Origin of the sequence: Fundidesulfovibrio putealis DSM 16056 (genome assembly GCF_000429325.1) — a bacterium.
In the GTDB taxonomy this organism is placed as follows: Bacteria; Desulfobacterota; Desulfovibrionia; order Desulfovibrionales; family Desulfovibrionaceae; genus Fundidesulfovibrio; species Fundidesulfovibrio putealis.
Genome location: NZ_AUBQ01000003.1, coordinates 93,550 through 118,839, shown reverse-complemented (window position 1 = coordinate 118,839; position 25,290 = coordinate 93,550). Strand labels below are relative to the sequence as shown.

Annotated in this window: 22 protein-coding genes; 7 read left to right on the top strand and 15 right to left on the bottom strand. The window is 65.7% G+C overall.

What is annotated here, in order from left to right; translation table 11 throughout:
- The first annotated feature begins 4 nt into the window (after positions 1 to 4).
- From G453_RS0100580 to ribD, 7 genes are all read left to right on the top strand, one after another.
- Positions 5 to 1,000, top strand: coding sequence for a beta-ketoacyl-ACP synthase III (locus G453_RS0100580; RefSeq protein WP_027189461.1), 996 nt, complete (start codon positions 5 to 7; stop codon positions 998 to 1,000).
- Positions 1,001 to 1,153: 153 nt separating this feature from the next.
- On the top strand, positions 1,154 to 1,900 hold the full coding sequence (gene fabG, locus G453_RS0100575; protein WP_027189460.1) for a 3-oxoacyl-[acyl-carrier-protein] reductase: 747 nt from the start codon (positions 1,154 to 1,156) through the stop codon (positions 1,898 to 1,900).
- A 45-nt stretch (positions 1,901 to 1,945) separates the two neighbouring features.
- Entirely contained in the window at positions 1,946 to 2,179 is a 234-nt protein-coding gene (gene acpP / locus G453_RS0100570) for an acyl carrier protein (RefSeq protein WP_027189459.1), read from the top strand.
- A 65-nt stretch (positions 2,180 to 2,244) separates the two neighbouring features.
- On the top strand, positions 2,245 to 3,489 hold the full coding sequence (gene fabF, locus G453_RS0100565; protein WP_027189458.1) for a beta-ketoacyl-ACP synthase II: 1,245 nt from the start codon (positions 2,245 to 2,247) through the stop codon (positions 3,487 to 3,489).
- 119 nt (positions 3,490 to 3,608) lie between these two features.
- Complete coding sequence (gene glyA / locus G453_RS0100560) at positions 3,609 to 4,847, top strand: serine hydroxymethyltransferase (protein ID WP_027189457.1); 1,239 nt, start codon at positions 3,609 to 3,611, stop codon at positions 4,845 to 4,847.
- A gap of 113 nt (positions 4,848 to 4,960) precedes the next feature.
- Positions 4,961 to 5,422, top strand: coding sequence for a deoxycytidylate deaminase (locus G453_RS0100555; RefSeq protein ID WP_027189456.1), 462 nt, complete (start codon positions 4,961 to 4,963; stop codon positions 5,420 to 5,422).
- 10 nt (positions 5,423 to 5,432) lie between these two features.
- Positions 5,433 to 6,527, top strand: a complete 1,095-nt coding sequence (gene ribD / locus G453_RS0100550; protein ID WP_027189455.1) for a bifunctional diaminohydroxyphosphoribosylaminopyrimidine deaminase/5-amino-6-(5-phosphoribosylamino)uracil reductase RibD — start codon at positions 5,433 to 5,435, stop codon at positions 6,525 to 6,527.
- On the opposite strand, the gene G453_RS0100545 is transcribed toward ribD, so the two are convergent.
- The 15 genes from G453_RS0100545 to rsmH form a co-directional block, all read right to left on the bottom strand.
- A complete protein-coding gene (locus G453_RS0100545; protein ID WP_027189454.1) occupies positions 6,524 to 8,179 on the bottom strand; it encodes a radical SAM protein in 1,656 nt (551 codons plus the stop codon). The genes ribD and G453_RS0100545 overlap by 4 nt on opposite strands.
- A 54-nt stretch (positions 8,180 to 8,233) precedes the next feature.
- Positions 8,234 to 9,643 (bottom strand): cell division protein FtsZ, encoded by a 1,410-nt coding sequence (gene ftsZ, locus G453_RS0100540; RefSeq protein WP_027189453.1) that lies wholly within the window; start codon positions 9,641 to 9,643, stop codon positions 8,234 to 8,236.
- A 60-nt stretch (positions 9,644 to 9,703) separates the two neighbouring features.
- On the bottom strand, positions 9,704 to 10,936 hold the full coding sequence (gene ftsA, locus G453_RS0100535) for a cell division protein FtsA (protein ID WP_027189452.1): 1,233 nt from the start codon (positions 10,934 to 10,936) through the stop codon (positions 9,704 to 9,706).
- Between the two features lie 33 nt (positions 10,937 to 10,969).
- Positions 10,970 to 11,911, bottom strand: a complete 942-nt coding sequence (locus tag G453_RS21575) for a cell division protein FtsQ/DivIB (protein ID WP_051271302.1) — start codon at positions 11,909 to 11,911, stop codon at positions 10,970 to 10,972.
- A complete protein-coding gene (gene murB / locus G453_RS0100525) occupies positions 11,908 to 12,789 on the bottom strand; it encodes a UDP-N-acetylmuramate dehydrogenase (protein ID WP_027189451.1) in 882 nt (293 codons plus the stop codon). Before murB ends, G453_RS21575 begins: the two co-directional genes overlap by 4 nt.
- Positions 12,779 to 14,158 carry a UDP-N-acetylmuramate--L-alanine ligase gene (gene murC, locus G453_RS0100520; RefSeq protein ID WP_027189450.1) on the bottom strand — a complete coding sequence of 460 codons (1,380 nt, stop codon included), beginning with the start codon at positions 14,156 to 14,158 and terminating at the stop codon, positions 12,779 to 12,781. The genes murB and murC overlap by 11 nt, the downstream gene beginning before the upstream one ends.
- Positions 14,159 to 14,247: 89 nt before the next feature.
- A complete protein-coding gene (murG, locus tag G453_RS0100515) occupies positions 14,248 to 15,312 on the bottom strand; it encodes an undecaprenyldiphospho-muramoylpentapeptide beta-N-acetylglucosaminyltransferase (RefSeq protein WP_027189449.1) in 1,065 nt (354 codons plus the stop codon).
- Positions 15,309 to 16,409 (bottom strand): putative lipid II flippase FtsW, encoded by a 1,101-nt coding sequence (gene ftsW / locus G453_RS0100510; RefSeq protein ID WP_027189448.1) that lies wholly within the window; start codon positions 16,407 to 16,409, stop codon positions 15,309 to 15,311. Before ftsW ends, murG begins: the two co-directional genes overlap by 4 nt.
- Before the next feature lie 41 nt (positions 16,410 to 16,450).
- Positions 16,451 to 17,767, bottom strand: a complete 1,317-nt coding sequence (murD, locus tag G453_RS0100505; RefSeq protein ID WP_027189447.1) for a UDP-N-acetylmuramoyl-L-alanine--D-glutamate ligase — start codon at positions 17,765 to 17,767, stop codon at positions 16,451 to 16,453.
- A 3-nt stretch (positions 17,768 to 17,770) separates the two neighbouring features.
- Positions 17,771 to 18,847 carry a phospho-N-acetylmuramoyl-pentapeptide-transferase gene (gene mraY, locus G453_RS0100500; RefSeq protein WP_027189446.1) on the bottom strand — a complete coding sequence of 359 codons (1,077 nt, stop codon included), beginning with the start codon at positions 18,845 to 18,847 and terminating at the stop codon, positions 17,771 to 17,773.
- Entirely contained in the window at positions 18,844 to 20,241 is a 1,398-nt protein-coding gene (locus G453_RS0100495; protein ID WP_027189445.1) for a UDP-N-acetylmuramoyl-tripeptide--D-alanyl-D-alanine ligase, read from the bottom strand. The genes mraY and G453_RS0100495 overlap by 4 nt, the downstream gene beginning before the upstream one ends.
- Positions 20,238 to 21,695 carry a UDP-N-acetylmuramoyl-L-alanyl-D-glutamate--2,6-diaminopimelate ligase gene (locus G453_RS0100490; protein WP_407635542.1) on the bottom strand — a complete coding sequence of 486 codons (1,458 nt, stop codon included), beginning with the start codon at positions 21,693 to 21,695 and terminating at the stop codon, positions 20,238 to 20,240. The genes G453_RS0100495 and G453_RS0100490 overlap by 4 nt, the downstream gene beginning before the upstream one ends.
- A gap of 5 nt (positions 21,696 to 21,700) precedes the next feature.
- Complete coding sequence (locus tag G453_RS0100485) at positions 21,701 to 23,704, bottom strand: penicillin-binding transpeptidase domain-containing protein (protein WP_027189443.1); 2,004 nt, start codon at positions 23,702 to 23,704, stop codon at positions 21,701 to 21,703.
- Complete coding sequence (locus G453_RS28655) at positions 23,701 to 24,303, bottom strand: FtsB/FtsL family cell division protein (protein ID WP_235731655.1); 603 nt, start codon at positions 24,301 to 24,303, stop codon at positions 23,701 to 23,703. The genes G453_RS0100485 and G453_RS28655 overlap by 4 nt, the downstream gene beginning before the upstream one ends.
- Complete coding sequence (gene rsmH / locus G453_RS0100475) at positions 24,300 to 25,286, bottom strand: 16S rRNA (cytosine(1402)-N(4))-methyltransferase RsmH (protein WP_027189442.1); 987 nt, start codon at positions 25,284 to 25,286, stop codon at positions 24,300 to 24,302. Before rsmH ends, G453_RS28655 begins: the two co-directional genes overlap by 4 nt.
- Positions 25,287 to 25,290 lie beyond the last annotated feature (4 nt).

Below are 25,290 nucleotides of genomic sequence, written 5' to 3'. Positions count from 1 at the left end.
CCACATGCACGGACGCTTCACCATAGAAGGCTTCGGCCGTCACGTTCCCGAACGTGTGCTCACCAACGCGGACCTTGAGGCCATCGTCGACACCAGCGACGACTGGATCACCACACGCACCGGCATCAAGGAACGCCACATCGCCGCCCCCGGCGAGACCTCCAGCGACCTTGCCGTGGTGGCCGCGCGCAACGCCCTGGCCCAGGCCGGGCGCACCGCGCAGGACCTCACCCACATCTTTTACGCCACGTTCACCCCGGACGCGGTCTGCCCGCCCGCGTCGAGCATCCTCCAGGAAAAGCTCGGCATCCAGGGCCGCAGCGCCGTGGACATGAACGCCGCCTGCTCCGGCTTCCTCTACGCCCTGGAGGCCGGCATGGGAGCCCTGGCCCTGCGCCCCGGCTCCACGGCCCTGATCACCGCCTCGGAGATCACCACCTGCCGCACCAACTGGGCCGACCGGGGAACCTGCGTCCTGTTCGGCGACGGCGCGGGCGCGGTCATCCTGTCCGACAAGGAACCCAAGCCCGGACAGGCCGTCATAAAGGACATCATCACCAAGTCCGACGGCTCGCTCTGGCCCCTGCTGACCGTCAAGGCTGGCGGTTCCGGCTGGCCGCTGAAGCTCGGCGAGCAGGTGAAGGAAGACTACTTCATCGAGATGAACGGCCCCGAGGTCTACAAGAACGCCGTGCGCTCCATGGGCCAGGTCTGCGAGGAGATCGTGACCAGAAACGGCCTCGCCATGGACGACGTGGACCTGTTCATTCCGCACCAGGCCAACCTGCGCATCATCGAGGCCGTGGGCAAGCGCCTGAAATTCACCGGAGACCGGGTCATGGTTACCGTGGACCGCTACGGAAACACCTCCGCCGCGTCCGTGGCCATCGCCCTGTCCGACGCCGTGAGCGAAGGACGTGTGAAATCCGGCTCCACCGTGCTGCTGACCACCTTCGGCGGCGGTTTCACCTGGGGCGCGGCGATCCTGAAGTTCATCTGATCGATACCGGGTCGGCCACGGGGCTGGCAGAAATATTTCGAGCCGGAAACGCCTCGAAATAGCTTCCCCAAAGCCTCCTGGGCAGCTAAATTGACATTTGAGTTTGCAGATCATTTGAGATAGGAACAATCCTCACCTCATACCGGAACATCTATGAGCAACCCACCCCGCCTTACCGCACTCGTCACCGGAGGCTCGCGCGGCATCGGTGCAGCCGTGGCCAAACGCCTGGCCAAGGACGGCTATTCCGTTCTGTTCACCTATGTCTCCAAGCCCGACGAGGCCAAAGCCGTGGCCGCCCACATCATGTCCGAGGGCGGCGAGGCCCAGGCCCTGCACCTGGACATCTCCGACCGGAGCGCCATCACCGCGTTCTTCAAGGAGCACATCGAGGGCAAGACCGAACTGGAAGTGCTGGTGAACAACGCCGGCATCACCAAGGACGGCCTCCTGGTGCGCATGAAGGACGAGGACTGGGACCGCGTGATCGGCGTGAACCTCACCGGGGCCTTCACCTGCCTGCGCGAGGCCGCCAAGATCATGATGAAGCGCCGCTCCGGACGCATCGTGAACATCGTTTCCGTGGTGGGCCAGTCAGGCAACGCCGGGCAGGCCAACTACGTGGCCGCCAAGGCCGGGCTCATCGGCCTTACCAAGACCGCCGCGCTGGAGCTTGCCTCCCGCAACGTCACGGTCAACGCTGTGGCTCCCGGCTTCATCGAGAGCGACATGACCGCCGGGCTTCCCGACGCCGTCAAGGCCGCCTTCCTTGAACAGATTCCGCTGAAAAAAATGGGCATGCCCGAGGATGTCGCCTCGGCCGTGGCCTATCTCGCATCGCCGGAGGCTTCCTACGTCACCGGCCAGGTGCTCGCCGTCAACGGCGGCCTGTATCGCTAAGACCGCAACGAACAACCACCCCGCACATTCCCCAAGGAGAACACCATGTCCGTCGTAGAAAAAGTCAAAGAGATCATTGTGGACCAGCTGGGCGTGTCCATTGACGAAGTCAAGCCCGAAGCCAAGTTCGTTGACGACCTGGGCGCCGACTCCCTGGACCTGACCGAACTGATCATGGCCATGGAAGAAGAGTTCGGCGTCGAGATCGCCGACGAGGACGCTCAGAAGATCGTCAAGGTCCAAGACGCCATCGACTACGTGTCGAACAAGCAGGCCTAACGCCGCGCCGGCGGCCGGACTCCAACCCCCGGCCGCCTCATTTTTCCCTCAAGGTGCCATAGACCATGAAGCTCAAACGTGTCGTCGTCACCGGCATGGCCGCGATCACGCCCATCGGCAACGATCTGGCCACCAGCTGGCAGAACCTTCTGAAAGGCGTTTCAGGGGCGGGTCCCATCACCCGCTTCGACGCCACGGGATTCGATACCACCTTCGCCTGCGAGGTGAAGGGGTTTGATCCCAGTCAGTACTTCCCGGCCAAGCAGGCCCGCCGCATGGACATTTTCACCCAGTACGCCGTGGCCGCCGCCCTCATGGCAGTCAAGGACTCCGGGCTTGAAATCACCCCGGAGCTGGCTCCCGAAGTGGGCGTGCTCATCGGCTGCGGCATGGGCGGACTGAACGTCATCGAGGAGCAGCACAAGAAGCTCCTGGCTGGCGGCCCCGGTCGCGTGTCGCCTTTCTTCATCCCCGTGCTCATCGCCAACATGGCCGCTGGCCAGGCCGCGATCTTCACCGGAGCCAAAGGCCCCAACGTCTGCACCACCACCGCCTGCGCCTCCGGCGCGCACGGCGTGGGCTACGCCTACACCGACATCATGCTTGGCCGCGCCAAGGCCATGATCTGCGGCGGCGTGGAATCCACCGTGGCCGCCCTTGGCGTGTGCGGCTTCAACGCCCTGAAGGCGCTCTCCACCCGCAACGACGACCCCACCAAAGCCTCGCGCCCCTTCGACAAGGACCGCACCGGCTTCGTCATGGGCGAGGGCGCGGGCATCCTCATGCTTGAGGAGCTGGAGTTCGCCAAGGAACGCGGAGCCAACATCCTGGCCGAAGTGGCCGGTTTCGGCGCTTCCGGCGACGCCTACCACATGACCGCGCCCCCGGAGACCGGCGAAGGCGCTGCCCTGGCCATGAAGGCGGCCCTGCGCGAGGCTGGCATGCAGCCCACGGACATCGACTGCGTCAACGCCCACGGCACCTCCACCCAGCTGAACGACCTGTGCGAGACCCGCGCGCTTAAATCCGTATTCGGCGACTACGCCTACAAGTTGTCGGTCACGGGCAACAAGTCCATGATCGGCCACTGCCTGGGCGCTGCCGGAGCCATCGAGAGCGTGTTCTCCGTCAAGACCATGCTGGAAGGCATCGTACCGGGCACCATCAACTACGATACCCCGGACCCCGAGTGCGATCTGGACTACACGCCCAACGAGCCCAAGGTCCGCACCGTGAACACGGTGCTGAACAACTCCTTCGGCTTCGGCGGGACCAACGCCTGCCTGGTATTCAAGAAGTTTGAAGCGTAAACGCCAGGGGGAGCCTCTTTCCGGAGGCTCCCCCTCGCTCATTTTTGCGACACCTTCGACGGACTTTGCGGGTTTACCCAGAAGCGAAGTCCGTTAAACGTTTCCGAGGAGGACGAGACATGGACGAAATTTTCATCCGCGACCCGGAAATCGCCGCCGCCATTGCCAGCGAAATCGACCGCCAGGTCGGCTGCCTGGAGCTCATCGCCTCGGAGAACTTCGTCTCCACCGCCGTGCGCCAGGCCCAGGGCTCGGTCATGACCCACAAGTACGCCGAGGGCTACCCCCACAAGCGCTACTACGGCGGCTGCGAATTCGTGGATGTGGCCGAGGATCTGGCCCGAGACCGCGTCAAGCAACTCTTCGACTGCCCTTACGCCAACGTGCAGCCCCACTCCGGCTCGCAGGCCAACATGGCCGTCTACTTCTCGGTGCTCAAGCCCGGCGACACCGTCCTGGGCATGGACCTGTCCCACGGCGGACACCTGACCCACGGCAGCCCCGTGAACTTCTCCGGCCGCTTCTTCAACATCGTGTTCTACGGCGTGAAGAAAGAGACCGGCATCATCGACTACGAGGCCCTGGAAGCCCTGGCCCGTGAGCACAAGCCCAAGATGATCGTGGCCGGAGCCAGCGCCTACCCCCGCGTCATCGACTTCGACCGCTTCCGCGCCATCGCGGACGAGGTCGGCGCCTTCCTGATGGTGGACATGGCCCACATCGCCGGTCTGGTGGCTGCCGGACAGCACCCCTCGCCCATCGGCAAGGCCCACTTCACCACCTCCACCACCCACAAGACCCTGCGCGGACCGCGCGGCGGCCTGATCCTGGCCGGTGAGGAGGACGCCAAGAAGATCGACTCGCAGATTTTCCCCGGCATCCAGGGCGGACCGCTCATGCACGTGATCGCGGCCAAGGCCGTGGCTTTCGGCGAGGCCCTGCGCCCCGAGTTCAAGACCTACCAGGAGCAGGTGGTCAAGAACGCGCGCGTGATGGCGGCTGGCCTCGTGGCCCTTGGCTACGACCTGGTCTCGGGCGGCACCGACAACCACCTGATGCTCGTCGACCTGACCAACAAGGACGTCACCGGCAAGGACGCCCAGATCGCGCTGGACGCGGCCGGCATCACAGCCAACAAGAACACCGTCCCCTTCGAGACCCGCTCCCCCTTCGTGACCTCGGGCATCCGCCTGGGCACGCCTGCGCTCACCACGCGCGGCATGAACGAGAAGGACATGGAGAAGGTGGTGGCCTGGATCGACGCGGCCATCAAGGGCAAGGACAACGAGAGCGCCCTGGCCCAGATCAAGGCCGACGTGAAGAACTTCGCCCGCCAGTTCCCGCTGTTCGCCTGGTAATCGCCAGAACGTTTCGACGCTTCCGGGCCGCGCGGCGAAAGCCGCGCGGCCCTTTTGCTTGACATCCGGGGCTGCGGTCATCACTTTCCAAGAAATAACGGAGTACCTCCATCATGGACCAACGCCTCCCCTGGCCCGACTATTTCATGGGCATCGCCGCCCTGGTGGCCGAGCGCTCCACCTGCCTTCGCCGCAAGGTGGGGGCCATCGCCGTAAAGGACAAGCGCATCCTGGCCACCGGCTACAACGGCGCGCCCGCCGGGACCGCCCACTGCCTGGACATCGGCTGCCTGCGCGAGAAGCTCGGCATCCCGTCCGGCCAACGCCACGAGCTCTGCCGTGGCCTGCACGCCGAGCAGAACGTGATCATCCAGGCCGCAACCCACGGCGTGTCCATAGCCGGGGCGGTCATCTACTGCACGACGCAGCCCTGCATCATCTGCACGAAGATGCTCATCAACTGCGGCGTGAAGGACATCCACTACGCCGAGGGCTACCCGGACGAGCTCTCGCGCGACATGCTCACCGAAGCTGGAGTGAACTTTGATACCCTGCCTGGCCCCAAAAACAGCTGACGAAGCCCAGATGGCCCGCGCGCTGCAACTTGCCGCGCAGGGCAAAGGCGCGACCGCCCCCAACCCATGCGTGGGCGCGGTGCTGGTCCGTGACGGCCTGATCGTGGCCGAGGGCTGGCACATGCGCCACGGAGAGCCCCACGCCGAGGTCAACTGTCTGGCCGACGCGGCAGCGCGCGGCGTGGACCCGACCAGTTGCACGCTCTACGTGACGCTGGAGCCCTGCAACCACTTCGGCAAGACCCCGCCCTGCACCCACGCCGTGCTCGCTGCCGGGATAAAGAGAGTGGTGGTGGGCTGCGCCGACCCCAACCCTCGTGTGGAAGGCGGCGGCGCGGACTTTCTGCGCTCCAAGGGTGTGGACGTGACGGTGGGCGTGATGGAACAGGCCTGCAAGGACATGATCGCTGATTTTGCCGTCTGGCAATTCACGCCCCGCACCTACAACATCCTCAAGATGGCGGCCACGCTGGACGGGCGCATCGCCTCGCGCACCTGCAAGGCGGCCTGGGTCAGCGGCACGCAGTCGCGCGCCGCAGTGCATGAGCTGCGCACCCGGGTGGACGCCGTGGTTGTGGGCGGAGCAACGCTGCGCCTGGACAACCCCCAGCTGACCGTGCGCATCGAGGGCCGTTCCATTGACCGCCAGCCTCTGGCCGTGGTGGTGACGTCGCTGTTGCCGGAGCCTGGCTCTCCGTTCACGCTTCTGACCACTCGTCCGGACGAAACCATCTTCTGGACAGATGCGGCAAATGCCGTGTCCGTTCGGGCCGAGGGTTTGCGCGACAAGGGCGTTCGGGTGTGGGAGCTGCCCAGCATCGGCGAGAAGCTCGATCTGTCGGCGGGTTTCACCATGCTGCGCCAGGAAGCCGGATGCCACACCACCCTGTGCGAGGGCGGCGGCAGGCTGGCCATGTCCCTGTGCAGGCTGGGGCTTATGGACGAGTTCCAGTATTTCCTTGCCCCGAAAATTCTCGGGGACGAGATGGGGATTCCTGTGTTTTCAGGCGAGGTGGCCGAATCCATGGAGCAGGCCAGACGCCTGCGGCTGGCCGGGATTGCGCCCAGCGGCGACGACCTGCTGCTGACTTACAGACCGGTTTAAGGCTCTTCTCCGCCCATGTTCTCGCCGCAGGCCGCGCAGCGCCCGCAGTCGGTGTCCGGGCACTTGGGCGTGCGCTTGCCTGACTTGTAGCGCTCCCATTCGCGCCAGAGCACTTCGCGGCCAACGCCCACGTCGATGCACTCCCAGGGGAAGGGCTCGTCCTTGGCGCGTTCGCGGTCCAGCACCGGCCCCATGTCCCCGCCCCAGGCGGCAAGGCCCTTGCGCCAGCCCAGTTCCCCGGCCAGCACGTTCAATTCCGCCAGTTCCTCGCCTCCGCGCGCCAAGAGCCCCTGCACCCGTGCCCAATACGGCTTCTCGCCATCCAGGCGCACGCCTCGAAGAGGCTTTATCATGGCGGCCAGCGAAGCCTGCCGGTCTTCCAGCGCAGCCTCGGAGGCCATGGGAGCCCACTGCATGGGCGTCCAAGGTTTGGGCACCAGCGGGTTCACGCCCAGGGTCATGTGCCCGATGCCCTTCTTGCCGCCGCCCACCCGGCCAACCTTGCAGATTTCGGCCAGGAAGCGCGTCAACTCGTCGTAGTCGGCGTCTTCCTCCCCCGGCCAGCCCATGATCAGGTAGGTCTTCAGGTGGTTCACGCCGCGCTTGGCGGCCAGCTCCACGGCACGCAGGAAGACCTCCTCGTCCAGGTTCTTGTTGGTCATGCGGCGGATGCGCGCGCTGGGGCCTTCCAGGGCCAGGGTCAGGGTGCGAAGCCCGGCGTCGCGCAGGATGCCGAGCAGCGATTCGGTCACGCCGTCGGCCCGTACTGAAGAGAGCGTGAACTTGACCTTCTCAGCTGAGAGCCAGTTCAGAAATTCGGAGAGCTCCGGCCAGTCGGTGAGCGCCGTGCCGATGAGGCCGACCTTCTTGGGCGAGGTCTCGCGCACCATGGCCTGAAGATCGGCCATGCGGGCCTGCCGTGGCGGGCGGTAGACGAAACCCGCCGCACAGAAGCGACAAGAGTGCGGACATCCCCTGTTCACTTCCATGAGCAGGGTGTCCTTGAATTCGGCCTCGTGGCTGACGAAGCTCGAACATGCCGGATCAGTGAGGATGCGTCCGCCCGGAGCCACCACGCGCTTCACCGGAAGCGCGCTGCGCCCCGGCACGTAGAAGCCCTGTCTCGCGGCCATCATCTCCAGCACTTCGGGCTTGGAGGCCCCGCCAAGGATCATCTCGGCGGCGCGTTCCAGGCAGGGCACCAGCCCCGCCTCGGCCTCGCCCACGAACCACACGTCCAGCACCGGGGCCAGGGGGGCCGGATTCAAAAAGGCCAGCGGCCCGCCTCCCAACAGGATTGGGAAGCCGGACCGCTGGCTGGCAAGGAGAGGGACACCGGAAGCGGCGAGCGCTTGTGTCAGCACGGCTCCGTCAAGTTCGTAACCCAGGGAGAAGGCCACGACAGGAAACGCGTCCAGGGGGGAGGACGTGTCCATCGACCTTGGGGCGTCTTTTCCCGCGGAAAGGAAGAAACGCTCCGTTACCAACCATGGGCTTTGCCCGGCCAGCCGGTACACGGCCTGCCACCCCAAGGCGGACAATGCCGCCCGGGAGGGGCCTGGATAGGCCAGTGCAATCGGCAGCCTGCCGCCGGGATCCGGCAGGACAGGTGTGCGGGCGCCGAAGTAGACGGTCCGTGGAGTCGCGTTCACCTCCTCAGGGTGTCTCCAACCGAGACATTTGGCAACACTTTCCCTGTCACGCTCCTAGTCGGCCTGCATGCGGATGAAGGCCGGAACCTCGAACTCGTCTTCGTCGAACACGAAGTCCTCGGAGCCCGGGGTGTGGGTCTTGTACTGCGCGATGCCCGCCTGATCAGGTCCGCCCTTGCGCGCACGGCGCAGGTAGGCGGGGATGGTCAGGTCGTTGTGATGGGTGGCCATGATGCGCTCGGTGCGCGGGCTGGCCACGTGCTCCTGCTGGGCGTCGCGGGGGCGCTGCTGGCGCAGCTGAGGCTCGGGCTGATGCTGCTGGGGCATCTGCTGCGGGACCTGATGCATGGGCTGCATGGCCTGCATGGGCTGCATCTGGGGCATGGGCACGGATTCGTGCTGGCTCGCCTGGGGGGCCTGCTGCGCGGTGTGCTGGACCACGTTCTGGCCCACGGCGGGATGCACGCTCACCTTGGCGCGCATGGCCTGGGAGCGGGCCATCTCTTCGGCGGTCTCGATGCCGGTGGCGATGACGGTGATGCGGATCTCGTCGCCAGCGGTCTCGTCAAACACGGTGCCGAAGAACACCTTGGCCTCGTCGCTGACGGCCTCGGTGATGGTGGAGGCGGCTTCGTCCACTTCCTCGATGGTCAGGTCGGGCGAACAGGTGATGTTCATCAGAACGCCCTTGGCTCCGTCGATGGTCACGTCTTCCAGCAGCGGGCTGGTGATGGCCTTCTGGGCGGCCTCGCGGGCGCGGTTTTCGCCGCGCGCCACGCCGAAGCCCATCATGGCCAGGCCCATCTCGCTCATCACGGCCTTCACGTCGGCGAAGTCCAGGTTGATGAGACCGGGCACCATGATAAGGTCCGAGATGCCTTTCACGGCGTAGTAGAGGATCTCGTCTGCCTTTTTCAGCATCTCCATGAAGGTGGCCTTCTTGGAGGCCAAGGTCAGCAGGCGGTCGTTGGGAATGGTGATGATGGAGTCCACCTGCTCGCGAAGCGCGGCGATGCCCTTGTCGGCGGCGGTCAGGCGCTTCTTGCCCTCGAAGTAGAAAGGCCGGGTGACCACGCCCACGGTCAGCGCGCCGGCTTCCTTGGCGGCCTGGGCGATGACGGGAGCAGCGCCGGTGCCGGTGCCGCCGCCCATGCCTGCGGTCACGAACACCATGTCCGCGTCGGAGATGGTCTTCCTGATCTGGTCGATGGATTCCAGGGCCGCGTCACGGCCGCAATCGGGGTTGGCGCCAGCGCCAAGGCCCTTGGTCAGCTTGTCGCCCAGCTGGATCTTGAACTCGGCCTTGGACTTGTTCAGCGCCTGAATGTCCGTGTTGGCCGTGATGAACGTGACGCCGCGCAGAGCAGAACAGATCATGTTGTTGACAGCGTTTCCGCCGCCGCCACCAACACCTACCACTTTGATGCGTGCGTTTGATTCAAAATCGATATCATAAATGTCCATGGTCCCTCCTCCTTGCTCTTGAAACAAATCCCCCTGAATAAACATGGCCTCTACCCTCTCTTACTTCACATCCACGAACCATTTCCGCATTCGTCCGAGGATGCGATTGAAGACTTTTTCGTCCGAACGGATACGGAAGCGCTTTTCAACGCCTTCCTTCTCCGCGCCGTACATCAAAAGCCCCACGGCAGTTGCGTACATGGGGCTGTTCACAACGTCCTTGAGTCCGCCGACGCGCATGGGGTAGCCCACGCGGGTAGGCAGGTTGAAAATCTGTTCGCCAAGCTCCTGGATGCCTTCGATCAGCGCCGTGCCGCCTGTGAGCACCACGCCAGCAGCGATGGAGTTCTTGAGCCCGCTCTTGATGAGCTCCTGGTCCACCAGGGCCAGCATCTCCTCGATGCGCGGCTCGCAGATTTCAGACAGCACCTGGCGAGACAGCCTGCGCGGTTCGCGCCCGCCCACGCTGATCACCTCGATGACTTCGTCCTTGCGCACCAGGTCGGACAGCGCGCAGCCGTACTTGATCTTGATCTTCTCCGCGCTGGCCATGGGCGTGCGCAGGCCGAAGGCGATGTCATTGGTCAGGTTGTTGCCGCCAAGCGCCAGCACCGAGGTGTGCTTGATGGAGTCGTTGGAGAACACCGCCAGGTCGGTGGTGCCGCCGCCCAGGTCCACCAGGGCCACGCCGATCTCGCGCTCCTCTTCGGTGAGCACGGCCTTGGCCGAGGCCAGGGCCTCCAGCACGATGTCGGCCACATCCAGGCCCGCGCGGTGGCAGCTGCGGATGATGTTCTGGGCGCTGGTGACCGCGCCAGTGACGATGTGCACCTTCACTTCCAGGCGCACCCCGGCCATGCCCAGCGGATCGGCGATGCCGCGCTGGTCGTCCACGATGTATTCCTGCGGCAGGATGTGGATCACCTCGCGGTCCAGCGGGATGGCCACGGCCTTGGCCGCGTCCAGCACGCGCTCCACGTCCTTCTGGGTTACCTCGCCCCCCTTCACGGCGATGACGCCGTGGGAGTTGAAGCCCTTGATGTGGCTCCCGGCTATGCCCGCGTACACCGTGCGGATTTCGCAGCCGGCCATGAGCTCGGCTTCCTCCAGGGCGCGCTTGATGGAGGCCACCGTCTGTTCGATGTTGACCACCACGCCCTTGCGAAGGCCGGTGGACGGCGCAGTGCCGATGCCCACCACGTCCACGCCTTCAGGCGAAAGCTCGCCCACCACCGTGCATATCTTGGTGGTGCCGATGTCCAGCCCGACAATGAGTTCCGAAGCCTTGGCCATTACGGGGTCCCCCTCGCATCCTTCACTCGGAAGTTATCCATGCTTTTCCACCCACACCTTGCGGTTCTGGGCTGATATGATCGCCGCGCTATCCAGTTCGCCGCGTTTGGCCAGATTGGCCCACACCAGCCCCATATGGGTGAGGTTGTTTTTCAAGTCGTCCACGCCCACACAGAGCATGACGTTTCTATCCATAAGCCTGACTTCCAGGCCGTATCTCCAGGAGAGGCGTATCCAGGCCACCTGGTCCAGGCCGAAAGGTGTCTGCTTGGCCGCGATGGCCTTGCGCAACTCCTCGAGCACAGGCAGGTGGCGCTCCATGCCGGATTCCACTTCCACCTGGGGCAGGGACACAAAAGTGTCGGCCTGCACCTTGTCGATGATGCGGCCCTCGCCGTCGGCGTAGCAGAGGCTGTCCTCGTACTGCACCAGATAGCTCGGCTCGCGCTCCACCACCCGGATCTTCAGCGTGTCCGGCAGCACGCGGGTCACCTGGGCGGACTCGATCCAGGGGCTCTTCACCAGGAGCGACTCCACGCTCTCCATGTTCACGGCCAAGAGGTTCATGCCGGGGCTCAGTTCCGCCTGAGTCAGCACGTCCTCGCGGGCCATGCGCGACAATCCCGTCACCTGGAGGTCGCGGATGGTGAAATAGTCGATGGTGGTAAGCCACCGGTATCCGGCCAGAAGCCCCACCGACACCGCCACCAGCACCACGCAGCCGACCACCATGGCGCACAGCTTGGTGAACAGTCCGCCGATCAGCGACACCGTTCCCACGCCGGCCACGCCCACGGAGCGGCTGCGGTTGACCTTGACCTTGGCCAGGGGCAGGCGTCCTTCGCGGCTGCCCGTGCGCGACGCGGTGATCTTGGCGCGGCTGTCCTTCCCGGCGGGACCGCCGTAGGAGTGGGCGTTGCGGCTTTTGCCGCCGCCCAGGCCGAGCCTTGATGCGCCGCGTGCGGGTGCGCTCATTGGATCACCTTCACTTCCAGCTCAAGTTCCACGCCGAACTCGCCCAGCACGGCTTCGCGAGCCTTGGAAATCAGCTCCAGGGCGGCGGTTGCCGTGCCGCGTCCCTCGTTCACCAGAAAATTCGCGTGCATGGCCGAAAAGCTCATGCCGCCTAGGGACTTGCCCTTGAAGCCCAGCTTGTCGAGCATGAGCCCCGCGCTCCGGCCCGCCGGGTTCTTGAACACGCAGCCGCATGTTGCAGCGCTCACGGGCTGGGTGGCCTTCTTTTTCGCAAGCACCTCGTCCACAGCGGCGCGCACGGCCTCTGGCGTTGCCGGGGTCAGGGCCAGTTCCGCTTCCAGCACCAGCCAGGGAGCCGCGATGCCAGACGGGGTGAACGTCCGGTACCCGGCGGTCCACTCGCCGGGAGAAATCCAGCGCACTCCGGAGACGGCGTCCCAGATACGCACGCGCATAAGAAGCTCGGCGGTCTCGCGTCCGTAGCTTCCCGCGTTCATGGCCACCGCGCCGCCCACGGTGCCGGGGATTCCGGCCAATCCTTCCAGGCCCGAGAGGCCCTGCCGGGCGGCCCAGTTGACCACCTTGGGCAGCATCAGTCCGCCGGGAACGCACACGACGCACACGTCGCCGCGCTCCGTTTCCTGCGGCGCGCCTTCGGCCTGAAGGCTCACCACGGCGATGTCCAGCTCAGCGTCCACGGCCAGAAGGTTGCTGCCCCAGCCCAGCACGAAAGGCCGGGCCGCATGGCGGGCAAGCTCCTGGGCCAGGCCCTCGGCGTCATCCGGATGTTCCAGATGAACCTCGGCCTGGGCGCGTCCCCCGAGGCGCAGCGTGGTGCGCTCGGAGAACCGGGGACCGGGCAGGACCTTAAGCGCCATGGCCCCCCTCCAGATATTTCACGCCCACGGTCCAGACGCTGCCCGCGCCCAGAGTCACCAGCAGGTCGCCGGGGCGAAGCATCACGTTCAGCGTCTGCAGGGCGGCTTCGAAATCAGGGACATACGTCACCTTGGTCTTGGACACCTGCCGGATGCCCTGGGCCAGACTCTGGCCGGACACGCCGGGGATGGGCTTTTCCGAGGCCGGGTAGATTTCGGTGAGCACCAGCTCGTCGGCCTCCTCGAAAGTCTTGCAGAAGTCGCCGAAGAGGGCCTGGGTGCGGGTGAAGCGGTGCGGCTGGAACAGCACCACCAGACGCCTGTCCGGGTAGCAGGAGCGGGCCGTGGCCAGGGTGGCCTTGATCTCCGCCGGATGGTGGCCGTAGTCGTCGATGACCAGCACGCCGTCCCTCTCGCCCTTCTTCTCGAACCTGCGCCCCACTCCGCCGAAGCCCGACAACGCGCGTAGCACCGCATCCTTGGGCAGGCCCGCCTCGATGGCCACGCCGATGGCGGCCAGGGCGTTCAGCACGTTGTGGCGTCCGGGGTGGTTCAGGGTCACTTCGCCCCAGAAGGTTCCGTCGAAGGTCACTTCAAAACGCGACACCGCGCCCGCATCCATGATGCGTCCGCGCAGCCGGGCCTTGGAATCCTGCACGCCGTAGGTCAGCACGGGGCGGTTCACCCTGGGCAGGATGCGCTTCACGCCCGGATCGTCCAGGCAGACCACGTTCACCCCGTAGAAGGGGATGGAGTTGCAGAACTTGATGAAGCTCTCGTCGATCTGGTCCTGGCCGCCCAGGTAGAAATCCAGATGGTCGGCGTCCACGTTGGTGACGATGGTCATCACCGGGGACAGGCACAGGAAGGAGCCGTCGGACTCGTCGGCCTCGGCGATCAGGTACTGGCCCTCGCCCAGACGGGCGTTGGCGCCCATGGCGTTCAGGCGTCCGCCGATGATCACGGTTGGGTCGAGCCCGGCTTCGGAGAATATGGTGGCCAGGAGCGAGGTGGTGGTGGTCTTGCCGTGGGTACCGGCCACGGCAACGCCGGAGCGCAGGCGCATGAGTTCGGCCAGCATCTCGGCACGGGGGATCACCGGCATGCCGCGCAGGCGCGCCTCTTCGACCTCGGGGTTGGTTTCCAGGATGGCCGTGGACTTCACCAGCACGTCAGCCTGCCCGAGATTCTCGCGCCCGTGGCCGATGGAGATGTCCGCGCCCAGTTTCTTCAGGCGCTTCACGGTGTCCGAGAGGGCCATGTCCGAACCGGTGACCGTGTATCCAAGGTTCAGGAGCACCTCCGCGATGCCGGACATGCCGGAGCCGCCGATGCCCACCATGTGGATTCGGTTCACCTGGGTGCGCATGCCGCGCGCCGGATACTGCCTTCTTTCCTGGTCGCCCACTCGTGTTTCTCCTCGTTCCTTCGTAATCCGAATGATGTTTCAAAAAATTTTTACGCGGCCAGCCGGGTAAGTTCCTCGGCGATAACCCTCGCGGCCTGCGGCCTGGCCTGGGACCGCGCGGCCTGTCCCATCTCGCGAATCCTTCCAGCATCGCCCATCAGACCGAGAATGGTGTCGGCCAGCACCTGGGCGTTCAACTGCTTTTCCGCGATGACCACCGCCGCGCCAGCGTTCGACAGATACGATGCGTTGACGCTCTGGTGGTCGTGCGTGGCGTGGGGAAAGGGAACCAATACCGAGGGCTTGCCTGCGCAGGCCAGCTCCGCCAGGGTTGACGCCCCGGCGCGTCCGATCACCACGTCCGCCCAGGCGTAGGCCTCGGCCATGTCGGTGATGAAGGGCTCCACGCGCACGCTGCGCTCGCCACGGTACAGATGGGACACGGACTCGTAATCCGAGGATCCCGTCTGGTGCCAGAGTTCCAGGCCCGACGCAGCCAGGCGGGGCCAGGCCGTCACCATCACGCGGTTGACGGCCTTGGCCCCCTGGCTGCCTCCCAGAACGAGAACCCTCTTTGGCACCACCCGCGAGGGATCCGTTCCGGCTACACTCGAAATTTCAGTGCGCACGGGGTTTCCGGTCAGCACCACCTTGCGCGCGGGGAAAGCGCCCGTGTCGTCGGGGTAGGTCACCAGCACGCGGTCGACCAGTCGGCCCAGGATGCGGTTGGTGGCCCCCGGGACGCTGTTCTGCTCGTGCACGGCGGTGCGCATGCCCAGCATCCAGGCGGCCAGCACCGGGCAGAACCCGGCGTATCCACCAAAACCTGCCACTACCTGGGGCTTGAAGCTGCGTACGATGCCAAGCGCGGACACCAGGCTCATGCCCATGCGCATAATGGCCGGGATGGAGTGCAGGCCGCGCCCAAGCACCCCGCGCACCGGCAGGCCGCGAAATTCCACGTTGGCGTCGCGGGCCAGTTTACCTTCGGGTCCCTCACCGCCAACGAAAAGCAGCTCCAGGCCAGGATGCATGGCCCGAAGCTCGGCAGCCACGGCCAGGGCCGGAAAAACGTGGCCTCCGGTGCCGCCGGTGGTAACGATGGCCCGTTTCACTGCGTCTTCCTCCTGGAGAGGTTCAGCAGAATCCCCACACACAGGAACCCGGAGATGAGGTTCGAGCCGCCGTAGGACAAAAACGGCATGGCCACGCCCTTGGGAGGTACGCAACCCATGACCACCGCCAGATTGAGCAGGAAGCCGATGCCCAGCACCAGGGCCATGCCGTAGGCCGTGAAACGGTCGCGAAGGTCGTCCTGGGCCAGGGCCACCCGGAAGGAGCGCCACATGAGCACGCCGATGAGCGACAAAATCAGCGACACGCCGATGAAGCCAAGCTCCTCGCCCGCTACGGCCATGATGAAGTCGGTGTGCGCCTCGGGCAGGTAGAAGAGCTTCTGCTTGCCGGAACCGAAACCGACGCCGGAAATCTGCCCGGAGCCGAAGGCGAAGAAGGACTGCACCAGCTGGTAGCCCGTGCCCTGCGGGTCCTGGAAGGGATCGAGAAATGCGAACCAGCGCTTGAACCGGTAGGGGGAGTTTATCACCAGCAGGATGGCCGCCGCCGCGCCGAACAGGCCCGACACCAGCAGGTAGATGATGCGCGTGCCGCCCACCAGGCTCATCATGAAAAAGAGCATGCCCATGAACACCGCGCCGCCGAAATCCGGCTGCACCAGCATGACCATGCACAAAAGGCTTGTGACCACGACCGGGGGGATGAACCCCACGCTGAAGGATTTCACCAGGGCCTGTTTGCTGGAGTAGAAATAGGCCAGGTAAAAGACCAGCACCACCTTGGCCAGTTCCATGGGCTGAAGCACGAACGGTCCCAGGTTCATCCAGCGCCGCGCGCCGCCCGCCTTCACCGAGAAGGGCGGGATGAGCGTGAGCGCCAGAAGCCCCAGCACCAAAAGCAGCCACAGGTACACCGGGCCGTAGAGGATCTTGCGCGGCGTCCAGGCCAGGATGAACATGATGGCCACGCCGATGGCAAAGAAGATCGCCTGCTTCTTGAAGAAGAAGTATTTGTTGTGGACCATACGCTCGGCCATGATTCCCGAGGCCGAAAGCACCATGATGACCCCGAGCCCGGCCAGGATGACGGCCACTGCCGCCAGCCACCAGTCGAAACCCGGCTTCGCGCCCGGCATGGACGCGGCCGGAGTATGGGCCTGGGAGTGCGCGGAGGCGATCATTGGCGGGCCTCGCTGTCGTCGGGCAGACCGTCCATGATGCGGGCGAAGTCGCGCCCGCGGGCCTTGTAGTCGGAGTACAGGTCGAAGCTGGCCGTGGCGGGCGATAGGAGGATCACGTCGCCGGAGGCGCTGTCGCGGTACAGGCGGGTCACCGCGCCTTCGAGCGTCGGTTCCCAGAACAGGGGGACCGCGCCGGTCCAGGCTTTCTCGAACACTTCGCGGTTGGCCCCGAACAGGCCGACCTGAACAACGCGCTCGCGCAAGAGTGGCACAAGCCCTTCCAAGTCGCCGCCTTTGAACACGCCGCCGGCCAGCAGGCGGACCGGCCTGTCGAAGCTCAGGATGGCCGCGCGCATGGCCTCAACCGTGGTGGCCTTGGAGTCGTCCACGAAGAGCACGCCGCCCTTCTCGCCCAGGCTCTGCAAGCGGTGCGACAGGGGCTTGAAGCTGGCCACTGCGCGGGTGATCTGCTCGGTGGACGCGCCCATGGCCTTGCAGGCCAGCCACGCGGCTTCCATGTTGGCCTTGTTGTGCGCGCCGGGGAGGTTGTTCTCCTGGAAGCGGTCGGAGGCGGTGAAGTACACCCGCCGGGCCTTGGTGAACGAGGCGGCCTCCAGGCTGTCCTTCATGTCCAGGGGCAGGATGGCCAGGTCGTCCTGGTTCATGCGGGCGAACAGGTTGAGCTTGGCCTGGAGGTATTCGTCCACGTCAGCGTGGTAATCCAGGTGGTTGGCCGAGAAGTTCAGCAGCATGGCCACCTTGGGATGGAAGCTGTGCACGTTCTGGAGCTGAAAGCTGGAGACCTCAAGGACGGCCACGTCGCAGGGTTCGCCCGAAAGCAGCAAGTCGGACAGGGGCGTGCCGATGTTGCCGCCCACAAACACCTTCTTGCCCGCGCGCGTGAGGATGTGACCGATGAGGGAGGTGGTGGTGGTCTTGCCGTTGGTGCCGGTGACGGCCACGATGGGCACGTTCACGAACCAGGAGGCCAGCTCCAGCTCGCTCAGCACCTGGGCGTCCGGGCAGGCGGCCAGGAACCCGGCCATCTTGGCCACGGGGATGCCCGGCGAGAGCACCACCATCTGCGCGCCCTCGAAATGTTCCTGCTTGTGCGGCCCAAGCTGAAGCTCCACCCCGCGCAGCGTCAGGTCCTCGCGGCAGGCGGCGTCCAGGGCTTCGGGATTGCGGTCCAGCAGGCGCACATGCGCGCCCAGCACGGCCAGCAGCTTCGCGGCGGCAACGCCCGAAATCGCCGCTCCGACCACCACGGCTTTATGTCCCGCCAGCTGTTTCCCGTGCAAAAGCGCCTGCATGACCTACCTCAGCTTCAGCGTGCTCAGGGCCACGAAGGCCAGGAGGATGGAGAGAATCCAGAACCGGATGATGATTTTCGACTCCGGTATGCCTTTCAGTTCAAAATGATGGTGCAGCGGGGCCATCTTGAAGATGCGCTTCCCGCCTGTGAACTTGAAGTAGCTCACCTGCAGGATGACCGAGAGGGTCTCCAGCACGAACACGCCGCCCACGATGAGCAGGATCAGCTCCTGCTTGCAGACCACGGCTACGAACCCGAGCGCGCCGCCCAAGGACAGGGAGCCCACGTCGCCCATGAACACCTGGGCCGGGTAGGCGTTGAACCACAGGAACCCGAGGCCCGCGCCCACCATGGCCGCGCAGAACACCGTGACCTCGCCCACGCCCGACACGGGCATCACCTGGAGGTAGCGCGCGATCTGGGCGTGGCCCGCCACATACACGAACAGGGCGAACATGCCCGCCGCCACCACCGTGGGCCCGATGGCCAGGCCGTCCAGGCCGTCGGTCAGGTTCACGCCGTTGGAGGCGCCCACGATCACCATGACGGCGAAGGGCAGGTAGAACAGGCCGAGATCCGGCTGGAAATTCTTGAAGAACGGTACGGCCAGCTTGGTGGAGAAGTCCGGGTCCATCATCAGTATGCCCACCGCCGCAGCCGCGATGAGTATCTGCCCCACGATCTTGCCCCTGGCCGAGAGCCCCTTGTTCTGCTTCTGCACCACCTTGAGGTAGTCATCAGCCATGCCGATTGCCCCGAATCCCAGGAACACCAGGAGCGTCATCCACACGTTCTCGTTGGAAAGATCCGACCAGAGCAGCACGGAGACACAGATGGCGATGACTATCAGCAAGCCGCCCATGGTAGGGGTTCCGGCCTTGCACTGGTGGGCTTTCACGTCCTCGTGGATGTACTGGCCGCATTTGAGCCTGGTCAGCCAGGCGATGACCTTGGGACCGAGCAGGATGGAAATGACCAGGGCCGTGGTGAAGGCCGCGATGGAGCGGAACGTGATGTAGCGGAACACGTTCAGGAGCGTCAGTTGGGACGCAAAGGGGACGAGCAGATGGTAGATCACTTGCCGACCTCCCGCTTGGAGGCCAGGAAGCGCTCCAGAAAATCTTCCATGCGCTGGGAGCGCGAGCCCTTGAAGAGCACAGTGCCTTCACCGACGTTCTCGCTCTCCAGGCGGCTGGCGAATTCGTCTGGCTCCGTAACGGCGTGGAACCGGCCCGCGTAATTTCCAGCGGCAAGCCCGCGCTCCACGTTGGGAGCCTGCGCGCCCTTGAAGAACACCACGTCGCAGTCGCCCCTGGCGATGCAGCGGCCAAGCTCCTCATGCGCCGTGTCCGCTTCGGGACCGAGCTCGCCCATCTCGCCAAGCACCAGCACCAGCGGGCGGTCCCCGGCGATCTTGCGGGCCGACTCGATGGCTGCGGCCATGGAGAGCGGGTTGGCGTTGTAGGAGTCGTCGATCACCGTGTAGCCGTGCTGGTCGCGCACGTCGAAACGCCGTGCGGGAAGGACCGCCTCGGACAGTCCGGCAGCGATCTGGTCCGGGGTGGCGCCCAGCACGTTTGCGGCGGCAGCGGCGGCCAGCACGTTCTCGGCCAGATGTTCGCCACGACACGGCAGGACCGCGTCCACGGTCTCGCCCTGGAGCGACAGGTGGTAGAGGCCACGGCCATCCTCCGAGCAACCAACAAAACGGCAGAAGAACGGGGCGTTGGAGTCGCGCGTGGACATGGCCAGCACGTCGGGATTGGCGATTCGGGCAGCGGCCCACAGCTCGGGGTAGTCGGCGTTGGCCAGGGCCACGCCGCCGGGGCGCACGAAGGAGAAGAGCGAGGCCTTGGCCGCGCCAACGCCTGCCAGATCGCCCAGGCCTTCCAGGTGCGCCGGTCCGATGTTGTGCACCACGGCCAGATCCGGTTCGCAGATGGCGGCCAGCTCTTCCATGTCGCCAGGGCGGCTGATGCCGAGTTCCAGCACCCACACACGGTGCTCGGCCTCGGCGGCCAGCATGGAGAGCGGCAGTCCCAGCTGGTTGTTGAAATTTCCGGGGTTCTTGATGGAGGGAGCCATGCGCGAGACGATTGAAGCCAGCAGTTCCTTGGCCGTGGTCTTGCCAGCCGACCCGGAGAGCGCGGCCACCACTGAGCGGGTGCGCCTGCGCCAGAAGCGCGCCAGCAGGCCCATGGCTGCCAAAACGTCGTCCACCACCAGCACGGCGGCTTTTTCGTTAAGCTCGGGCATCTCACGCGCGGCCAGCACTGCGGCAGCGCCCTGCTCCACAGCACCAGCGGCGAAGTCGTGCCCGTCCGCACGGCTGCCCGGCAGGCAGCAGAACAGCGACCCGGCGGTCACGGCGCGGCTGTCGGCGGTCACGGCGCTGACCTGCGTGTCCAGGTAGGGCCGCACGTCGCCCGTCGCCTGGGTGGCAGCCATGATTTCAGAGACGGTCAGCTTCATGCCAGCAACTCCTGCACCACCAGAACATCATTGAAGGGATGCTTCACATCGCCGATCTGCTGATAGGTCTCGTGCCCCTTGCCCGCGATGAGCAGCGCGTCGCGGGGGCCGATCTCGCCAAGGGCCAGCCGGATGGCCTCGCGCCTGTCGGGGTGCTCAATGACCGCGCGCGCTCCGGCCAGTCCGGGGCGGGCGTCGTCCATGATGGCCTCGGGGACCTCATGCCTGGGGTTGTCCGAGGTGAGCACGGCCACGTCGGCCCACTTGGCCACGGCCTGGGCCATCAGGGGGCGCTTGGCCCGGTCGCGGTTGCCGCCGCAGCCGAACACGGCCACCACGCGGTAGAAATCCAGTCCGCGAAGCGCGCTGAGCACGTTCTCCAGGGCGTCGGGGGTGTGGGCGTAGTCCACGAAAACCGAGAGGCCCTTGTCGTTCTGCACCCGCTCCAGCCTGCCGGGAGCGCCGGAGCAGCCCTCCAGGCTTTGCAGGGCTTCGACAGGCAGGCCAAGGCAGAGGGCCATGCCCTGGGCGGTAAGCAGGTTGGAAGCGTTGAAGGCCCCGATCATGGGCGAGGTAAGATTCCAGCGCTGGCCGTCCAGGGCCATCTCCATCTGAAGGCCGCGCCCGGAGCTTGCGACCACCCGGCCCGTCAGGGCGCGCCTTGGTGCGCCAACGCTTCCCAGGCCGTAGCCCAGGGCCTGGGGGAACTCTTCCAGGAGCCTTCGCCCGAAGGCGTCGTCGAAATTTATTACCGCTTTGGCCGGGTCCTTCAGGAGCGTCGTGAAGAAGCGGCGTTTGGCCTGGAAATAGGCTTCCATGTCGCCGTGGTAGTCCAGATGATCCTGCGTCACGTTGGTGATGGCCGCCACATCGAAGGACACCCCGGCCACGCGGTCCTGATCAAGGGCGTGGCTGGACACCTCCATGACCGCGCCGGTCACGTCGTCTTTGGCCATTGCGGCCAGCAGCGCGTGCAGCTTCAGGCAGTCCGGGGTGGTGTGGGTGGCGTCTTCCTGGTGTCCGGGCCAGCGGTATTCCACTGTACCGATCACGCCAGCGCGGCCGCCGGAGGCGTTGATCACGTGCTCCAGCAGGTAGGTGATGGTGGTCTTGCCGTTGGTCCCGGTCACTCCGGCCACCGGGAAGGGCAGCGTGGCCGTTCCGAAGCGGGCAGCCGCCAACTCGCCGAGAGCTTTGCGGGGATCGTCGTGCAGGATAAATGACGCCTCGGCGCCTGCCGGGATGCGAGCGCCGGAATTGGCGACCACAACTGCCGCGCCCCGCTCCAGAGCCATCGGGATGAAATCGTTGCCGTCGCGCGCGGAACCAGGCAGTGCCACGAACACGTCTCCAGGCCTCACCCGACGGGAGTCCGTTTGGACATCCAATCCGGCCTCGACGTAGGTCTTCAGGGCTTCCCAAGCTTGCTTGTTCATGGTGGCTTCGGTGTTCATGCTATTCACGTCGCCTTGCCGAGCCACAGGGTGAAGGGTTCTTTTTCCACGGCGTTCCAGGGGGTGCCGGGGGCCGGATTCTGCTTGCCCACCACCAGCCCGTTGCCCTTGAGCGAGGGCACCACGCCCTTGCCCGCCAGAATCTCCGAGGCCTTGCGCAGCGGCATGCCCACCAGATTCGGCACTTCCGAGCCCGAGACGTTCAGGTTCATGGGGGGGAAGGCCACGCCCATCACTTCCGCCACCTCGGATACATGATTCGCCGCGTGCCCGGCGGTATTGGCCGCAGGCTGCGGCGCGCGCAGCTCTCCGGCCAGCTTCACGGTTTCGGGCAGGCGGCCCAGGTAGGACAGGCTCTTGATGGCCAGTTCACGCACGGCCGGAGCCGCCACCACGCCGCCGTAATGGTTGGGTTCGGGCTCGTCCACCATCACCAGCACCATGTATTCCGGGTCCACGGCGGGGATGAAGGCCACGAAGTCGGCCAGGTACTTGTCGCCGTAGCCGCCGGTGGCCTTGGCTTTCTGGGCCGTGCCGGTCTTGCCGCCGATCTCCAGGCCGTCGATGTGGGCCTTGACGCCTGTGCCCTTCTCCTCTTCCACCACCTCGCGCATCATGAGCTGCACGGTCTTGGCCACCTGCGGGTCGAACACGCGGACTTCAGGCCAGTAGGCGCTGTCCTGCACGGGCTCCTGCACCAGACGCAGGGGCTTGCGCACGCCGTTGTTGGCGATGATGTGGAAGGCCTGGGCCAGCTGCACGGGTGTGACGCCGATGCCCTGGCCGAAGGAGTTGGTAGCCAGGTCCAGCTTGCTCCAGGCGTTGAGGGGGCGCATGATGCCCTTGGCCTCGCCTGGCAGCGGCAGGCCGGTGGGCTGGCCGAAGCCCACCTTCTCGAAATAGGAGTGGAGCTTGGGCGCGCCCAGGTCCAGGCCGATCTTTGCGGCCCCGATGTTGGAGGACCAGCGCAGGATCTTGTTGACCGGCAGCACGTCGTAGGGGTGGGTGTCGCGGATGGTGGCGATGCCGAAGAAGTCCCACTTGCCGTTCTCGCACTTGTACTGGGTCTCGGGGCGGACCACCTTCTCCTGGAGCGCGGCGGCGATCAGGATGGGCTTCATGGTGGAGCCGGGCTCCAGGACGTCCAGGGCGAGCCTGTTGCGCGAGGCCTTGGGGTCGGAGTCCGTTCCGCCGTTGGGATTGTAGAAGGGGTAGTTGGCCCAGGCCAGGATCTCGGCGGACTTGACGTGCACCATGATGCAGGTTCCGGCCTTGGCCTTGTGCTCCACCACGGCCTTGGCCAGGGCCTCCTCCGCGAAAAACTGGATCTGCGAATCGATGGTCAGCCGGACGCTGGCGCCGTCCGCGTTGGCCATCTCGCGGCCCTGGGCGTCCAGGTACATGCGCCGCCCGGCGGCGTCGCGCTGCACCACATACTTGGCCTTCTTCCCGGCCAGGATGGACTCGAACTGCTTCTCGAGGCCCTCCAGGCCCTGGTCGTCGTAGCCCACGAAGCCCAGGAGCTGCCCGGCCACCTGCTTGTTGGGGTAGGAGCGGCCGTACTCGGAGGCCAGGGTCACGCCGGGGATGTTCAGGGCCTTGACCTGCGCGGCCACGCGGTCGTTCACGCGCCGGGCCAGATACACGAAGTTTGCGTGGCTGGAGAGCTTGCGGGAGATGTCCTTCTGGGGGACGCCCAGCACCTTGGACAGAACCTGCGCCGCAACCTCGGGATTCTTCACTTCCTTGGGCTGCGCGGACACGGCCACGAATTCCACGGACTGGGCCAGTATCTGGCCGTTGCGGTCCAGGATGACGCCACGCTTGCCCCGGTCGGTCTCGGAGGCCAGGTGCTGGCGCAGAGCCTGCTCGGCGAGCTTCGGCCCCTGCACGATCTGCAGGTATCCGGCCCTGACCCAGAGGCTGGCCCAGAACAGGAAAAACAGCCCACACACGCAGATGAGGCGCATGCGGCTGAAGTCCCGGATCTGTTTCTGGCCACGGCTCATGTGGTCTTTTTCCTTTCCTTGGCGGGCTCGCCGTCCACGCGCGAGTCCTTTTTCGAGTCCGTGCCTGGAGCGGCGTCCAGGGGCACGGGCTTTCGATTCTTGACCGGGGCGGCTTTTTCGTCCGCCGCCGCCTTTTTCACGTCCTTGGCCGGTTCGGCTCCGGACGCTTCGGCAGTCTTCTGCGAGGCCTGCTGCTTCTGGTCTTTCTGCCCCTTCTTGCCCTTTTGCTCAGAAGCCTTGACCGCTTCAGCCTTCTGCTTTGCAGGCTTTTCCATCCCCGGAGGCGCGGCCTTGATGAACGGAGAAGCCAGCTCCTCCCCCGCCAGGGACAGACGCCTGATCTGGCCGGGGCGTGCCTGGGTGAGGCCGTACTGGGTGGCCAGGATGCGCAGGCGCTCCGGCGTGAGCAGCGTGTTGCGCTCCACTTCCAGCTTGGAGATGAGGGCCTCTTGCGAGTCGATCTCCGTCTGGATGCGCTTGAGCTCGTAGGCCATGTCCACGCGCTCGATGTTCACCCAGGTGAGCCCGAGGCCCAGCGCCAGCAGGGTGAGCACGGAAAACCCCAGGGTAAGCGCCCACTCTTTGGTCACTCCCTTCACAGGTCGATCCCTTCCAGCAGTTCCGCCAGGGGCGCGCCCAGCTTCTCGGCGCCCCGCAGCTTGGCGCTGCGGGCCCTCGGGTTCAGGGTGCACTCCCCGGGCGAGGGGATCAGCGGCTTCTTGGTCAGGATGCGGACCCTTGGGACGTGCCCGCAGGTGCAGTAGGGCTGACGGGGCGGGCACACGCACCCGGTCGCCTCGCGCTTGAAGGACGTCTTCACCAGACGGTCCTCCAGGGAGTGGAAGGAGATGACGGCAACGCGGCCGCCGGGGTTCAGACGATCCACAATCCTGTCCAGAAAATCCTTGAGTTCGTCGAGCTCTTCGTTCACGGCCATGCGCAGGGCCTGGAAGGTGCGGGTGGCCGGGTGGTTGCGCGCGGTGGCCCGCCACTTGGCCGGATAGGCCTGCTCCACAACGGCAGCCAGGTCCAGGGTGGACTCGAAGGGCGTCTTCTCGCGGCGCGCCACGATGGCCCGCGCGATGCGCCCGGCCTGCGGCTCCTCGCCCATCTCGCGGATCAGGTCGCGCAGGCGCTCGAAGCTCCACATGTTCACGATGTTGGAGGCGGGCTCGCCGCCGTCGGCCATGCCCATGCGCATGTCCAGGGGGCCGTCCGCGATGAAGCTGAAGCCTCGCGCGGCCTCGTCCAGCTGCGGAGAGGACACGCCAACGTCGGCCAGGGCCGCGTCCACGCCGTCCCAGCCGAGCTCATCCAGGGCGGTCTCGAACTCCGAGAAGCGCATCTGGCGCGCGTGCAACCTGCCAGGGTAGGCGGCCAGATTGGCCGTGGCGCGCTCGATGGCGGTCTCGTCGCGATCAAGGCCGAGAATCTCCAGCTCGCCTCCGGTCTGCTCCAGAAAGCGCAGGCTGTGGCCGCCAAGCCCAAGCGTGGCGTCCAGCACGCGCATGCCCGGCCGAAGGGCCAGCAATGCGCACACTTCTTCGGACATGACGGGAAGGTGCCTTGGGTCGGTAGTCATGTGG

Bases quoted from the DNA above. Each gene is read 5' to 3' on its own strand.
- G453_RS0100580 (WP_027189461.1), top strand. From the start codon at position 5: ATGCACGGACGCTTCACCATAGAAGGCTTCGGCCGTCACGTTCCCGAA.
- fabG (WP_027189460.1), top strand. From the start codon at position 1,154: ATGAGCAACCCACCCCGCCTTACCGCACTCGTCACCGGAGGCTCGCGC.
- acpP (WP_027189459.1), top strand. From the start codon at position 1,946: ATGTCCGTCGTAGAAAAAGTCAAAGAGATCATTGTGGACCAGCTGGGC.
- fabF (WP_027189458.1), top strand. From the start codon at position 2,245: ATGAAGCTCAAACGTGTCGTCGTCACCGGCATGGCCGCGATCACGCCC.
- glyA (WP_027189457.1), top strand. From the start codon at position 3,609: ATGGACGAAATTTTCATCCGCGACCCGGAAATCGCCGCCGCCATTGCC.
- G453_RS0100555 (WP_027189456.1), top strand. From the start codon at position 4,961: ATGGACCAACGCCTCCCCTGGCCCGACTATTTCATGGGCATCGCCGCC.
- ribD (WP_027189455.1), top strand. From the start codon at position 5,433: ATGGCCCGCGCGCTGCAACTTGCCGCGCAGGGCAAAGGCGCGACCGCC.
- ftsZ (WP_027189453.1), bottom strand. From the start codon at position 9,643: ATGGACATTTATGATATCGATTTTGAATCAAACGCACGCATCAAAGTG.
- ftsA (WP_027189452.1), bottom strand. From the start codon at position 10,936: ATGGCCAAGGCTTCGGAACTCATTGTCGGGCTGGACATCGGCACCACC.
- G453_RS21575 (WP_051271302.1), bottom strand. From the start codon at position 11,911: ATGAGCGCACCCGCACGCGGCGCATCAAGGCTCGGCCTGGGCGGCGGC.
- murB (WP_027189451.1), bottom strand. From the start codon at position 12,789: ATGGCGCTTAAGGTCCTGCCCGGTCCCCGGTTCTCCGAGCGCACCACG.
- murC (WP_027189450.1), bottom strand. From the start codon at position 14,158: ATGCGCACCCAGGTGAACCGAATCCACATGGTGGGCATCGGCGGCTCC.
- ftsW (WP_027189448.1), bottom strand. From the start codon at position 16,409: ATGCCGGGCGCGAAGCCGGGTTTCGACTGGTGGCTGGCGGCAGTGGCC.
- murD (WP_027189447.1), bottom strand. From the start codon at position 17,767: ATGCAGGCGCTTTTGCACGGGAAACAGCTGGCGGGACATAAAGCCGTG.
- G453_RS0100495 (WP_027189445.1), bottom strand. From the start codon at position 20,241: ATGAAGCTGACCGTCTCTGAAATCATGGCTGCCACCCAGGCGACGGGC.
- G453_RS0100490 (WP_407635542.1), bottom strand. From the start codon at position 21,695: ATGAACACCGAAGCCACCATGAACAAGCAAGCTTGGGAAGCCCTGAAG.
- G453_RS0100485 (WP_027189443.1), bottom strand. From the start codon at position 23,704: ATGAGCCGTGGCCAGAAACAGATCCGGGACTTCAGCCGCATGCGCCTC.
- rsmH (WP_027189442.1), bottom strand. From the start codon at position 25,286: ATGACTACCGACCCAAGGCACCTTCCCGTCATGTCCGAAGAAGTGTGC.